This window comes from Comamonas sp. 17RB (genome assembly GCF_030056555.1).
Taxonomy (GTDB): domain Bacteria; phylum Pseudomonadota; class Gammaproteobacteria; order Burkholderiales; family Burkholderiaceae_C; genus Comamonas; species Comamonas terrigena.
The window spans coordinates 701,897-715,332 of record NZ_JASHHY010000001.1; the positions used below are offsets into that span (position 1 = coordinate 701,897).

At 57.1% G+C, this 13,436-nt stretch carries 13 protein-coding genes; 3 read left to right on the forward strand and 10 right to left on the reverse strand.

The features are described from left to right. Positions 1-6: 6 nt before the first annotated feature. On the reverse strand, positions 7-531 hold the full coding sequence (locus QM470_RS03020) for an RrF2 family transcriptional regulator (protein WP_283338123.1): 525 nt from the start codon (positions 529-531) through the stop codon (positions 7-9). A 299-nt stretch (positions 532-830) separates the two neighbouring features. Then, the gene (locus QM470_RS03025; RefSeq protein WP_283338124.1) at positions 831-1,229 is read right to left on the reverse strand and encodes a hypothetical protein; all 399 of its coding nucleotides are present in this window, start codon (positions 1,227-1,229) and stop codon (positions 831-833) included. A 101-nt stretch (positions 1,230-1,330) separates the two neighbouring features. On the opposite strand from QM470_RS03025, the gene QM470_RS03030 reads away from it, so the two are divergent. Together QM470_RS03030 and QM470_RS03035 are read left to right on the forward strand one after the other, a co-directional pair. Then, positions 1,331-2,227 (forward strand): LysR family transcriptional regulator, encoded by an 897-nt coding sequence (locus QM470_RS03030; protein ID WP_283338202.1) that lies wholly within the window; start codon positions 1,331-1,333, stop codon positions 2,225-2,227. 331 nt (positions 2,228-2,558) lie between these two features. Then, positions 2,559-3,401, forward strand: coding sequence for a hypothetical protein (locus tag QM470_RS03035; protein WP_283338125.1), 843 nt, complete (start codon positions 2,559-2,561; stop codon positions 3,399-3,401). 174 nt (positions 3,402-3,575) lie between these two features. On the opposite strand, the gene QM470_RS03040 is transcribed toward QM470_RS03035, so the two are convergent. The 8 genes from QM470_RS03040 to QM470_RS03075 all read right to left on the reverse strand — a co-directional run bounded on the left by QM470_RS03040 (position 3,576) and on the right by QM470_RS03075 (position 12,349). Next, positions 3,576-4,160: an SLATT domain-containing protein gene (locus QM470_RS03040; RefSeq protein WP_283338126.1), complete on the reverse strand. Its 585-nt coding sequence runs from the start codon at positions 4,158-4,160 to the stop codon at positions 3,576-3,578. A gap of 310 nt (positions 4,161-4,470) precedes the next feature. After that, a complete protein-coding gene (locus QM470_RS03045) occupies positions 4,471-6,360 on the reverse strand; it encodes an Eco57I restriction-modification methylase domain-containing protein (RefSeq protein ID WP_283338127.1) in 1,890 nt (629 codons plus the stop codon). A 258-nt stretch (positions 6,361-6,618) separates the two neighbouring features. Beyond that, positions 6,619-7,626, reverse strand: a complete 1,008-nt coding sequence (locus QM470_RS03050; protein ID WP_283338128.1) for a hypothetical protein — start codon at positions 7,624-7,626, stop codon at positions 6,619-6,621. A 514-nt stretch (positions 7,627-8,140) separates the two neighbouring features. Then, entirely contained in the window at positions 8,141-8,818 is a 678-nt protein-coding gene (locus QM470_RS03055; protein ID WP_283338129.1) for an alpha/beta fold hydrolase, read from the reverse strand. A 200-nt stretch (positions 8,819-9,018) separates the two neighbouring features. Continuing rightward, positions 9,019-10,236: a pyridoxal phosphate-dependent aminotransferase gene (locus tag QM470_RS03060; protein WP_283338130.1), complete on the reverse strand. Its 1,218-nt coding sequence runs from the start codon at positions 10,234-10,236 to the stop codon at positions 9,019-9,021. Further along, positions 10,233-10,946 (reverse strand): RraA family protein, encoded by a 714-nt coding sequence (locus tag QM470_RS03065; protein WP_283338131.1) that lies wholly within the window; start codon positions 10,944-10,946, stop codon positions 10,233-10,235. The genes QM470_RS03060 and QM470_RS03065 overlap by 4 nt, the downstream gene beginning before the upstream one ends. Beyond that, positions 10,943-11,662 carry an RraA family protein gene (locus QM470_RS03070; RefSeq protein ID WP_283338132.1) on the reverse strand — a complete coding sequence of 240 codons (720 nt, stop codon included), beginning with the start codon at positions 11,660-11,662 and terminating at the stop codon, positions 10,943-10,945. The genes QM470_RS03065 and QM470_RS03070 overlap by 4 nt, the downstream gene beginning before the upstream one ends. A gap of 21 nt (positions 11,663-11,683) precedes the next feature. Beyond that, complete coding sequence (locus tag QM470_RS03075) at positions 11,684-12,349, reverse strand: RraA family protein (protein WP_283338133.1); 666 nt, start codon at positions 12,347-12,349, stop codon at positions 11,684-11,686. Positions 12,350-12,466: 117 nt separating this feature from the next. On the opposite strand from QM470_RS03075, the gene QM470_RS03080 reads away from it, so the two are divergent. Continuing rightward, positions 12,467-13,375, forward strand: coding sequence for a LysR substrate-binding domain-containing protein (locus tag QM470_RS03080; RefSeq protein ID WP_283338134.1), 909 nt, complete (start codon positions 12,467-12,469; stop codon positions 13,373-13,375). Positions 13,376-13,436: the final 61 nt, after the last annotated feature.

Sequence of the window (13,436 nt, forward strand, 5' to 3'; positions counted from 1 at the left end):
GCCGCTTTACGAAGCCGAGCGCCGGGCCGCCGAGCGCGCGCCAAACCATTCGACGACCTTGGCATCGTGGCTTGCCGGCGCCTTGGAGCGGCTCTGGTTGGCCAAGTCGGCCAGCGTGTGCCGGTTGAGTTCGTCGCGCATGGACTTCTCGGCCCCCTGCATCACCGCATGGATGGAGCACACCCCCCGCGTGGCCCATGCGGGCGCCACTTCGCCGAAGACGGCGCAACGCTCCCGCACTTCGCGGCAATCGAACAGCGGTTTGACGCCGTCAATCGCCTCCACCACGTCTTTGACCGTGATCTGGTCCGCAGGCAGCGCCAGCGAGAAGCCGCCACGCACCCCTTCCACCGAGCGCACCAGTCCGGCATGCCCCAGCTTGGTAAAGAGCTTGGCCACGTACTCCGCAGGCACGCCCTGCATGTCCGCCAGGTCGCGGGTGCTGGCCTCCGCCACGCCGTGCTCGGCGGAGTGAACCAGATACAACATGCAGTGCAGGCCGTATTCCACACCTGCGCTCAAGAAACTCATCGCATAACTCCGACTTATATAGACGCAGTTTAGCCCCAGAGCCTGCCACCGTGCAGCCGAAGGGACTCGTCCGTGGACAGCCGAGCCCCTCCGGACCTATTCAGTCTTCTGCGGTCTGGTACGGCCTTGGTCGAGAGCGGCCGGACGCCGTGCGGGCACAGCCGCGTCCACAGCGTCCACCCTGGCGACAGGGCGACCACCAGGTCCGAGGCCGCAAGCGCACGGCCGCGCTGTGCAGAGCGGCCAGGGCCCCTACCAGGCGCCGGTCATGCGCCTGTTATGCGCCTGTTATGCGCCAGTCATACACGTGTGGCGTTGGGCTGCAGGCGCTGGCGCGTGAGCAAGCCCACCACCATCCGGGCGCCAAAGGCCAGCGCCACCACGGCCAACGCCCCGAATCCCCAGATAGCCCAGGCCAGCACGGTCACCAGCCCACCAAGCGCCGGAACCATGGCCAGCAGCGACTGCACCATCGGCCCGAACGAAGCCACCAGGGCCTGGAACAGCTCCACCATCTCGGGCGGCATCCAGATCTGCAGCCATGCGGGCACCAGGGTGGCATCTATCGCAGCGGTTCCGCCTGCCATCGTGCCGGCGCTGGTGATGGCCCACAGCGTGACGGCGTGCAGGCTCCAGCAGGTCAGCGACCACAGCGCCAAAAGTACAAAGGCAAGGCCCCAGGTGAGCGCAAAAAACATCCAGCTTCCTTCACAAATATCGGTCGAACAGTATTGTTAGCTGGCACCATGCGATCTATCAGTTTTTGCCGAATCAAGTATTCGGTTTTATCGATATGAGCATGCTGAACTTCCGACATCTCTATTACTTCTGGATCGTTGTCCAGGAAGGCGGCTTCTCGCGTGCCGCCGAGCGCCTGGGCATGGCGGTGCAGACCGTCAGCATGCAGGTGCGCGATCTGGAGAAGGCGCTGGGCCACCAGTTGCTCAAGCCGTCCGGCCGGGGCGTGGCGCTGACCGATGCCGGCCAGGCCGCGTTTGCCCGGGCCGACGAGGTGTTTCACCTGGGGCAACGCATCACCGACGAAGTGCGCGAGGCCGCAAGCACTGGCACCGTCAGACTGTCCGTGGGCCTGTCCGACGGCATCTCCAAGCTGGCCGCGCATGCGCTGCTGGAGCCGGTGCTTGCCACCCCGCAGCTGCGCCTGGTGTGCCATGAGGGCGAGTTTGAGGAACTGCTGTCCGAGCTGGCCTTGCACCAACTGGACGTGGTGCTGGCCGGCCAGGCGGCGCCGCCCAACCCCAACCGCCGCCTGCGCAGCGAACGCATTGCCCGGTCCACCATCCAGTGGTTTGGCCCCACTTCCCTGGTCAAGAAGGCGGCGCGGGACCAGTTCCCCCGGTCCCTGGAACATCTGCCGGTGCTGCTGCCCACCTCCCATTCGCCGCTGCGGGCGGCCCTGGACCAGTGGTTCCATGCCATCAATGTGCGGCCCCGGGTGGTGGGCGAGTTTGAGGACAGCGCCTTGCTGGCCGTGTTTGCGGCCAGGGGGCTGGGGGTGTTTCCGGTGAGCGAGCTGGGCGCCAAGGATGTCAGCCTGGTGCGCGGACTGCGCCAGCTGGGCAGCAGCCCCGACGTGGCCGAAGAGGTGCACGCCATCTGGTCCAGGCGCGGCCAGAACCACCCCTTGGTGCGGCGGCTGCTGGCCGGAGGACAGGGGGCGGTGCCAACTCCGTGACGGTTGCGACGGAATGCTGACCCGGTTTGGCCGGGTCAGCATTCCCCCACCGCCGTGGCCTTGTGTGCGGGGCAGTGCTCTCTGTTGCCGTAGCTGCGGGCCACGGGATGCCGCCGACGCCCGGGTCACCACACGGCCTGCCGCAGTAGCGCTCTGCCGATGTCCCTGCTCGCGCGAACAACGCCCTGTTCCGTGGGCACACCGACACAAGCCTGCGCTGTTACTTGCATACGGCACCCTCGTGTGCGCCACCCTTTCCGCTGGCGCGGCTGGACAGCATGTAACCAAACATGACAACATCGCCCGCACACACAACCAGGGAGCGGGCACCATGAAAAGCATGCTGGAGAGTTTCGCGATCGCCTTGTGCGGTCTTGCCACATCCGTCCTGGCGGCGCTGGCGAATGTGGCCATTGCCCGCACGACCGGGGCAGACATTTTCACCTTGGCGCTCTGGGTCGTGGTGCCGGTCGGCGCACTGCTGGTGGGCTGTGTTGCGGCATCCGGCTACTACTTCGGTTCCCGCTATTTCCACAAACGGGCGAGCGCCGGCCTGCTGGTCCAGATGCTGCTGATCGCGGCCTTCACCCAGTTCCTGATCTATTGGACCGGGTACGCCACCATGGTGCTGGACGACGGGCGCAAGGTCGCCGATCTCGTGCCGTTCGGCGCTTACATGGAGCTCATCCTCACCAAGTCCCACTATCGCATTGGCAGGGCGCTGTCCGATGTCGGAGAGGTGGGCCGCCTGGGCTACGGCATCGCCGCCCTGCATTTTCTGGGTCTGCTGGCGGGAAGCCTGGCCGTATTTCTCTACCTGAAGGAGCTGCCCGTATGCGAGGCGTGCAGCCGCTATCTGCGCTCCATGGCCAACAAGACCAAGAGGTTTGCAGACGCCGACAACGCCGGCGCCTATTACGACCGTCTGCTTGCCGTTCCGGTCGACGGACCCGATTTTGCGGCCCTTATCCAGACCGATGCCGACGTGGAAAAGGTGGAACAAGGCGCTCTGCAGATTCACACCACCCTGCTCGGCTGCCCGGTGTGCAAGGCCCAGATGATCGAGGAAAAGGTCCAGGGCTATAACGGCCAGGACTGGAAAGACCTGCACCAGTTGCACCGCAAAGTGCGTATTCCAGCGGAGGTTGATCTGGTGCCGGTGTTTCGGGGTTGAGGGCAGTCTTTCAATCCAGCGTCTACTCAGGGACAAATGACAAACCGGGGTATCTCTTCATGCTCAGACCGTCTTTCAGATACCACCAACATTTTTTCTTCCAAGCAGTGCTACATCCGGGCTATATTCATCTGCACAGCGTTCTTATGCACGGCCTTTTAAAATAACTTAAAATTATTTGCTGTTTGACCTTTTATGCATCGTCCCTGGCAAAATACCATTTATATATTCATTCGAAAAAACCGTATCATCTGATTTCCTTAAGGTCTTTTGCGCACCAAAATATGCTCCAGCATCAGTGCGAGGAGCCGATTTATATGCAATCTCCAACTGCTCATTAATATAATCTCTCTTCTTACGAATGCTAATATCACTTTCACCATCTTGAAGATCAACCAGCAAGCTAAACACTTGCTGCCTCAACCCCCAAAGCTTCGAGCCAAACTCACTGTGCTGTTGTGCTTTCTCGTTCAACCCTGCTTCTTTAAAATACAGTGTGAAACACAGTAGCGTGGTCGAAAAAAAAGCCGCTACAACAGTTCCCACCTTCCCATCGCCCAATACAGCAGCAAGCAAACTTGTAGATGTCAGTGCCGATAATATTATTTCCATCAATTTTATTTTTTTGTAGCGAGAAGTATATTTATCCGCCATTTTTTGGTGAGTTTTTTCTACGAAAGTTGCTCTAGCATAAATTTGTCTAAGCTGGCTCTCCAACGCAGAAATATCAGATTTATCTTGCATTTCAGATTCAATCATATAACCATACCATTTAAATGGTTAGCACTCACATTTAATACTTTACAGATTTTTTTGCTACGCTAATTAGATTTTTGATCGCATCACGGAAAAGCGATTTCATCTTATTGCAGTAAACTATAACCGCTATTGCTAAAAAATCTAGAAACTGATTTCATGGTATCCTAAATTTACATCAGTTCATTTAAATAGACCTCCAAATTATTAATTTATTGTTGAAGGCCGTATTTCATACAAAAGGTATATTTAAGGTAGAAAATAATTGAATAAATCTTCCTAGCCATGGAATTTAATTAGAAAATAAAATTTATCAATTAAAAAACAAACTGGATTCTGCGACATCCTTTATTTCAGGGTCCAGGCCGTGTAGAGGAAGTAGCAACAAGTCCTTAGGCTCAATTTTAGTGAGCCCTCCCGCATGGGAACGTGTTAATTCTAGGATTTCATCCACAGATGCTTGCTCCAAAGATTTAAAGAGCATTGAAGCATAATCAGGACTATTTTCCAATAATCGCTGTAATGCCGGCTTTGGATAAAGCATTAAATATGTATTAGTAGCAATTGCGCGAGATTTATTCCATAGAAATTTAATTGCCGATTTGCTTTCAGATTGTCGCCCCATGTATGTGCACATAAACAATGCAGGATCTCTCGACTCTTGCCTATACCAAGGTTTTCGAGACCCAAGAAGATACCTTTTAGGCAAACCGTCTTCATCCCCTTTGTGAAGATATTCATAAAGACCTGGACAGTCAATCTTTATTTCATCTAGAGGATCACTAACGTGTAGTAGGCATAACTGCGGATGCAAATCAGGGTACCCATCAGGAGCCGTCTCAATAATTTTATCTTGGAAGTTTCTTATTTTTGGTATCACTGGCCGGAGATAATGTTCGTGAATTTTTAGATCTTCGGCCTCTTTTCTTGAAATTATGAAAAAGCTATTTGCTCCTGTTGCAACACCGCGCTTAACATTAAACAGAGAACCAAGAGGAATGGCACCTTCTTGCTTTTTTTTCTTTTTAGGCGGAATGCTCCATCTAGATAATTGATTTAACTCTGAAAATTCAACTTTGAATTCCGATTGAGGATTCTCGATACTCGATCCAAAACTTAAATTAACTACAGCATTCTGGCAAGGCTTCCTGTTCCTAAAATAAACAACACAGGGGAGAACCTCCGCATTTTCGAAATAGACTTCCTCTGCAGAGTATTGGTGGATGCGCAATAACTCAACATCTTCGGTCAAATATTTTCTAATTACCTCGCCATATGCCGTCTGCATGAATTCCGATGGAATAAGCCATGCAGATATTGCATCAGGCAGAAGCCACTGGTGAGCCAATAACATAAAATATACGTACTGACCAGAAAGACCACTAACTTTACGTCCACTAATAACTGAAGCACGTTGACGCAACTCCACTTTGTATTTCGCTGGAATCCCTTGATGCCGTAGATATGGTGGATTTGCCACCACCAAGTTTCGTCCCTTCAGTATTTCCATGTGCAAATAATCAGTCTGCTCAACTTTCATTCCTCTATCAGTCCAACGCAAACGTGCTGCCTGCACTTGATCAGGATTTATATCTACACCAATTGCACTTCGAATACGCTCAGAGCCGACCTCAGCTAAAAGAGCAGAGAAAAAAGCCCCCGTGCCAACGGCGGGATCTCCAAAGTCAATTAGTGAATCTGCACCGAAAAACTCCATTGCCCCCCTGACCACAGACCTGGCCATCTCCGGTGGGGTTAGATGCACGGCATTCGCTGGGTTTGCATTGAATATTTCATGTGCACCCGGCTTCTGCGAATCAGGAGCTACTTTTATTTTTAAAAGACCTGAGGACGCCTTCTGAAGATTTTTGCATATCTTACTTGCATAAGTCAATCTTTCATCATCACTCAAACTAAGCGCCAAAGCCTTAGTTAATTTTTGATTGAAAATCGAAAAGAACAAGTCTTTAGATTCTTTTTTGAAATCCTCATCATTTTTGCTTCTTGCGTGTGATTTCTCTGCTTTTGATTTAATTCTAATTTGCTGTAAATGTGTTCTTTTCGGCAAATCAACTCGAATTCCCCATGGAAATTTCGAAAGCAGATTTAAAAGCCTAACGGCAAAATCTTCTGACCCGCCATCATATATAGTTATATGAAACTCACTAGTTGGGTAGAACGGCTTATGCTCTAAGTGAAGCAAGTCCTCCGACTCGCACCGCAAATAAACAGTTCTATTTTCTTGCGCAAGACCTGCTCCGATCCCGAACGATCCAGGCTTAAGTATGTCTACATATCTGATTACCGAATTTAAGTGCTCCGACGGAATAGAGAGCTTACTAAAATAGCGAACAGTTACATGCGGCAGGGACCGAGATGTCGGCTCGCAGATATTACGGAGCAATAGCAGATGACGGCCGACGATGTCATCTGCTATATAAAGTACAGAGACGCTAGGCACTTAGATCACCAAGAATCGCAGCAATTTAGCGTCTGGCAGGGCTTGATCTATTGCTTGAATAAGCGAATACATTTCATCTCCATATGAATTAGCTCGTGCGAACATTTTCGCACGATTCTCTTCATCTGAAAACTCTCTCTCTAATTCCTCTGTTGAAAGTCCGGTTTTTTCAATAAACCAAGAATACTCATTCAATACCTTATCCACGCTTTGCTCAACAACGGGCAGCCTTCGCGCCACATCCTTCAAACGGTCGCGAGGCGTCATTTTAACCATATTGACAACATCAGCAGCGCTCACAGATTGATTGTGGCTCCCTATCGCGGCAATGGAAGCAAAACAAGTAGTCATTCGACTGAATTTCAATTTAAAATTCTTAACCCGCTGCTTAGTCTTCTTCCCTTCATCATCTCCATTTTCATTTCCATTTCTATATCCTCTTTTATTTTCATAATTCAAGAGCATTGTCTTCCAATAGCGACAAATATCATTAAGAAGGAAAACAGGCTGGAATGCCTCTTGGTGCTTTGGATAGTCTTTGAAATAAGATTCAACGATCTTTAGCAAAATTTCCTCAAATGTTACATCGCCGTACAAGCAATGTCCTTCTAGCAACATTAGCATTCGCGCAGTGAAATAATTTTCGTGATCATCTGCCCGACTACCCAAATGAAATATTATTTCTTCAGTTGTTAAGATTTGGAGATATTCGCAATCATTGGAAAATTGCGGCAAACCCATTGCCTCAGCTAACTCAATAATCTTTCCAAATATACGAATAGAATTGGTTCGTGGCGAAGAGTTTGTTGTACCATCATCCACTTTTTTAGTGACAAAAAACAAGTCAATATCAGAATATTCACTCGCTTCCATACGAGAAAAAGAGCCTGCACTAAAAATTGTCAATCCAGGTATATTTTTCAGCTCCTGAATTTCTTCAAGCCTCGATTTTATTTCATCAAGCTTTTTAGCTGAAAAATCCTGCCGATCAGACACTGTATTATTCACAAAATCTCCAAACCATTTTAAATTATTGCAATATATTTAATCAAAGATTAAAACTTTTTCTCACAGCACATTAACCCTAAACGTACTGTTTTGATACATAGCAATAAAAATTATATATGAACCCAAAAGAAACAATCTTGATTTTTTCCGTTGTGCGCCAACTTGTTGCTTTGACCGCCAACGATACAGCGTCGATGGCAGCTTCTCGACATCCGGAACTACTAACGCCGGGTTAATCTAGCCGATGCGAGAACCTCTCGAGGTCTAGCGAGCATTGACATAGAGTGGATCGATCAAGACCTACGCCCTTCTTTCGACCCCAAAGTTTGTGCTGTCCGTATTTCTGCCTCCATAGCATTCCAGACGATTACCCGGATGCACCTTTTATGACGGATGACGCGGAACGCGGCACATCTTGCGTGCCCTCTCTTACGTATGGTTCACTAGGCGGCAGTTCACCAAGCACTGCACAGTGCTAGATATGGTGTTGATGCTTATTGGGCTATGCACGACGCTAGCTCAAAAACCCAGCCAGCACGCCCTGGGTCTCTGCCGGAACTTCCATCGGGATCATGTGCCCTGCGTCCAGCACTTGCAGTTGTGATCCTTGGATGCCTTGGTGCAGTTCCTGCGCTTCATCCAGACTGCGCAAGCGGTCTTGCTGGCCGGCAATGACCAGGGTGGGACAACGGATGTCGCCCAGGCGGTTGGTGTCGCCATCACGGCGGAGCTGGGCCTGACGGCGGAAGGCGTCGCCGCCCAGGCGCACGCTCATGGCGTGGATGCGGTTGACCAATACATCGTCATCCTCCCGCGCGGGCGCCAGGGATTGGCGGATGGAGCGCTTGCTCACCCCGGCAAAGGTCTGGGGTGCGGCCAGCACGGCGTCGGCCTTGCGGCGCGCCTGCAGTTCTGTATCGCCGCGCGACGACGTGGCCATCAGCACCAGTTGCTGCACGCGGTCCGGGGCGATGCGGGCGATTTCGCGGGCCACGTAGCCGCCCATGGAGAAGCCGATGACGTCAAACACCCCGTCCGGCACTGTGCGCAGGACTTGGGTTGCCATGTCTTCGATGGTGCTGGCGGTGCTGAGGTCCGCATGCACCAGCGGGCCCCGGGTCTGCAGATAGGGGTGGATGTCGGTCCATAAATCCTGGTCAAGCATGAAGCCAGGGATCAGAACGGTGGTCAATGGTGACTCCTGCTGTGTGTTGGAGGTGTTGTCCTATTTGCCGCTTTCGCCGCTGCTAACGCTTCGGCCGTTTCTACCGCTTTCTTCGTGCTCACCGTGTTCGCTATGTCCACCGTTTGCACCATCGTCACCCTGCTCTCCATCTTCGACCTCTTCGCCCTTCTCTTTCTTCGCCCTCTTCCCGCCGTTTTGGCTGCGCCCTAGCGGGACAGCGAGCGGCAGAACGCCTGTATGGACTGGCAGGCCGCGTGGAGCGATGCATCGTCCAGCGCATACGCCAGCCGGATATAGGGGCTGAGCCCGAACGCACTGCCGTGCACGGTTGCCACACCGGCCTCGTCCAGCAGCGCGTTGACCACGTCTTCGTCACTGCCCAGCAGGGTGCCTGCCGGTGTGGTGCTGCCCATCAGCCCTTCACAGGAGGCAAAGGCGTAGAACGCGCCTTGCGGCACTTGGCACTGCAGGCCGGGGGCCTGGTTGAGGGCGGCGACCACGGCATCGCGCCGGCGTTGGAACACGGCGCGTGATTGTGCAATGAAGTCCTGCGGCCCGGTCAGTGCCGCCAGCGCAGCGTGCTGCGAAATTGTGCTGGCGCCCGAGGTCTGCTGGCCTTGGAGTTTTTCCATGGCCTCCACCAGCCAGCCGGGGCCGGTGCCAAAGCCGATGCGCCAGCCGGTCATGGCATAGGCTTTGGACACGCCATTCATGGTCAGCACGCGGTCGCGCAGGCGCGGCTCCACCTGGGCCAGGGTGAAGAATGCGGCGCCGTCAAAGATCAGGTGTTCGTAGATGTCGTCGGCCAGCACCAGCACCTGGGGGTGGGCACGCAGCACTTCGGCCAGCGCCAGCAGTTCCGCGCGGCTGTAGACCGCGCCGGACGGGTTGCTGGGGGAATTCAGGATCAGCCAGCGCGTGCGCGGGGTGATGGCGGCCTGCAGTCTGTCAGGGCTGAGCTTGAAACCGCTGGCCGCATTGCACGGCACGGTGACCGCGCGAGCCCCGCACAGCTGCACGATTTCCGGGTAGCTGACCCAGTACGGCGCGGGCACGATCACTTCGTCCCCTTCATTCAGCGTGGCGGCCAGGGCGTTGAAGATGATTTGCTTGCCGCCGCTGGCGACCAGGGTGTCCTGCCAGCGCACCGGCAACCCGTTCTCATTCTGGAACTTGGCGGCAATGGCTTCGCGCAGCGCACGCAGACCGGCCACCTGGGTGTAGCGGGTGTGGCCTGCGCGGATGGCGGCAATGCCGGCTTCGCGCACATGGGCGGGGGTGTCAAAGTCGGGCTCCCCGGCGCTCAGGGAGATCACGGTGCCCCCTGCCGCGCGGCGGGCGGCCACCCGGTCCATGACCTGGTAGGTGGCCGAGGGTTTGGCTGCCGCCAGAAAGCGGTTCAGCGGATGGGCCGGGGCGTTCATGGTGCATCCCTCCAGCGGGACAGGCCCAGCAGGTCCAAGGTGGTCTGGCCCTGGCGCAGTGCGTCCATGATGCGGGCTTCCTTCTCGAACCGGGCCTGGCCGCGTGCCAGGCAGGCGGGCACCTGTGCGGCGGGCAGGATGATGACGCCGTCATCGTCCGCCACCACCAGATCGCCCGCTACCACGGGCGTGCCGGTCAGCTGCATGGGCTGGCCCACGGACGGCGCGCTGGCCTTGATGGTGCCGCGCACCGAAATGCCGCGCGTGAACACCGGAAAGCGCCGCGCCGTGAGGGCGGCAATGTCGCGCACGCCCCCGTCGATCACCAGCCCGGCGATGCCGGCGGCCTCTGCCGCCACGGTCAGGACCTCGCCCCAGTACCCCGCCACAAAGCCTGCGGCGGAGACCACCAGCACGCTGCCGCGCGGTGCTTTTTCCATGGCCAGGTGGATGGCCAGGTTGTCGCCAGGCGACACCTCCAGCGGGTAGGCAGCGCCCGCCACCGAGGCCCCGGGCCAGACGGTGCGGATGGCCGAGTCGACCGCGCTGTTGGCCAGGCCCGATGCTTCGTACAGGGTGGAGGTGCCCAGCTTGCGGGCCTGCGCCAGCTGGTCTGCGGTGTAGGTGGCGCAGGTGGTGTGAGCGGTGTGAGCGGTCTGAGCGGTCTGAGCGGTTTGAACCGTCTGGGCGCTGTGCGTGGTGTGGGTCATCCTGCTTTCCTTTGCAGCGTGTGGTAGCCCAGGGCGGCGCGCGCTTCGTGCAGGGTGGCGCCTTGGGCAATGCGTTCGCGGATGGCGGCTTCCACCTGTTCGATCTGGCGGGCGGTTGCCGCCACCTCGCGGGCCCGTGCCCGCGGCACGATGACCACACCGTTGGCGTCTGCCACGACGATGTCGCGCGATGCCACGCGCACGGTGCCTATGGCGACCACGGTGTTGACCGCTTCCACCTGCACCCGGTCTTTGCCGGTGCGCATGAAGCGCCCGGCGGTGAACAGCGGGTAGCCATCACCCAGCGCCTTGTTCACATCGCGGCAGACGCCGTCGATCACGGTGGCGGCGATGCCGCGCAGGCCGGCGTACTGGGTCAGGATGTCGCCCCAGACCGTGGCGTCGGTGCGCCCGTCGTTGTCGATGACGATCACATCGCCCTCGGCCACGTCGTCAATAAAGTCACCCACCGTGCCTGCGGGCAGGCTGGCAGGTGCGTACCGCACCGTGTAGGCGGGGCCAACGACCACATAGGGGTAGTTGGCCAGCGGGGCAATGCCGAGGGCTTGGCCGTGCAGGCCAAGCTTGTCCAGGGCGTCGGAAACGCCGGGCGTGTCCAGGCCGGTGAACAAGGCCACCAGTTCCTGGTCTTCGGGATGGGGGGCCTGCGGGTTGCGGGGATTGTGCTGGGTGTGCGGTGTGTGTGGTGTGTGCATGAATGGATCTCCTGAGCGTGCTTACGCTTGCTGCGCCCGAATGGCTTCAAATTCCTTGTCGTGCATGACTTCGGCCACGGGGCGGCCGGCGCGCACGGCGGCGACCATGGCGTCCTGCCGCCGGGCAATGCGTTCGCCCAGGTCCAGCACCTGCGCAATCTGCGCCGCCGGCACAAACACCGTGCCGCAGCGGTCGGCAATCACGTAGTCGCCCTCTTCCACCGTGACACCGGCCATCTGCACCGGCGTGCCCGCAGCGATCTGCACCACCCGGTTGCGGGCGCTCACCATGGTCACGCCCCGGCCGTAGACGGGGTAGCCAATGGATTCGCTGCCTTCGATGTCGCGGCTGACGCCGTCGATGACGGAGCCGCGCACCTGGCGGGCGGTGGCCGCATTGGCCAGGATGTCGCCCCAGCAGGAGATGCCTTCCACGCCACCGGCAATGACCAGCACCCGGTCTGCGGTACGCACCGCGTCGATCACCGGAGAGATCAGGTGCACCGTGGGCTGGGTACCGGTCTTGGGGCCCAGCTGGATGGTGCTGGCACGCCCCACGATCTTGGGACAGTCCCACAGCGGGCGCAGGCCGAAGGTGGCGCCGGGCAGGCCCAGAAAATCCAGGGCGTCGGAGACGGTGTTGGTGTCGAGCGCGGCAAGGCGGTCAAGTGGCGAGGGCTGGGTCATGCAAAGAACTCCAAGGAAGACACCGGCATCCTCGCGTTGCAGCCCTGATATGTAAATTTCTAATTTAGTATCTTGTTGATACGATAAGCAGAATAAGAAACACCGGGGATGACTGGCGTGAGCACCATCGACTTTCGACTGATTCGGCAGCTGTGGATGTTCCTGGCCGTGGCCGAGGAACAGCATTTCGGGCGTGCGGCTGCGCGCTTGGGCATGTCGCAGCCGCCGCTGACCGAGCAGATCAAGGTGCTGGAGCAATCGCTGAAGCTGCGCCTGTTCGAGCGTTCACGCCAGGGCACGCGGCTCAGCCCAGCGGGCGCGGCCATCCTGCCGGCGGTGCGGCAATTTGCCGGCCAGGTGGAGCAACTGGAGCGCGTGGTGCGCGAAGTGGCAGCCGGGCAGTCCGGCGTGCTGCATGTGGGGGCCATCACTTCGGCCATGCTGGACACCATTCCGCCCCTGCTGGACAAGCTGAAGGCACTGCACCCCCACCTCACGGTCTTTGTGCGGGAAATCGACAGCGTGGAAGCCATTCCCGGCCTGGAGGCCGGAGAGCTGGACCTGGCCTTTGTGCGCCTGGAGGAAGAAGCCGGCAGCGGCATTGCCACCTTGCCGCTGACCGAAGACCGGCTGGCCGTGGCCCTGCCCAAGCACCATGCGCTGGCCGCCCTGCCCCGCGTGCGCCTGCAGTCCCTGGCCGCCGAACAGTGGGTGATGTCGGCACGCCAGGTCAGCCCGACCTACTTTGACATGCTGACCTCGGTGTGCCGCGCCCATGGCTTTACGCCCCGCGTGATGCACGAGGTGCGCTCGGTCACTTCACAGATTGCCTATGTCAGCTGCGGCCAGGGGGTGGCGCTGGTGCCTTCGGCCATGCGCAAGCTGGCACCCGAGAACGTGGTGGTCCGCCCGCTGAAAGAGAAGGTCACGGTGGTCACCGCCGCGCTGGCCTGGAACACCCTCCGCCACCATCCGATGGTGGATGTGGTCGTGGAGTTGCTGCAACAGCAGCGGCGGAAAGGCTAAGCGGGTGGCTGAACGAGAGGCTGACGGAGGGGACGATAAATGGGGCGATAGAGGGGCGATA

Coding starts and splice junctions, on each gene's coding strand:
- QM470_RS03020 (WP_283338123.1), bottom strand. CDS start 531: ATGAGTTTCTTGAGCGCAGGTGTGGAATACGGCCTGCACTGCATGTTG.
- QM470_RS03025 (WP_283338124.1), bottom strand. CDS start 1,229: ATGTTTTTTGCGCTCACCTGGGGCCTTGCCTTTGTACTTTTGGCGCTG.
- QM470_RS03030 (WP_283338202.1), top strand. CDS start 1,331: ATGCTGAACTTCCGACATCTCTATTACTTCTGGATCGTTGTCCAGGAA.
- QM470_RS03035 (WP_283338125.1), top strand. CDS start 2,559: ATGAAAAGCATGCTGGAGAGTTTCGCGATCGCCTTGTGCGGTCTTGCC.
- QM470_RS03040 (WP_283338126.1), bottom strand. CDS start 4,160: ATGATTGAATCTGAAATGCAAGATAAATCTGATATTTCTGCGTTGGAG.
- QM470_RS03060 (WP_283338130.1), bottom strand. CDS start 10,236: ATGAACGCCCCGGCCCATCCGCTGAACCGCTTTCTGGCGGCAGCCAAA.
- QM470_RS03065 (WP_283338131.1), bottom strand. CDS start 10,946: ATGACCCACACCACGCACAGCGCCCAGACGGTTCAAACCGCTCAGACC.
- QM470_RS03070 (WP_283338132.1), bottom strand. CDS start 11,662: ATGCACACACCACACACACCGCACACCCAGCACAATCCCCGCAACCCG.
- QM470_RS03075 (WP_283338133.1), bottom strand. CDS start 12,349: ATGACCCAGCCCTCGCCACTTGACCGCCTTGCCGCGCTCGACACCAAC.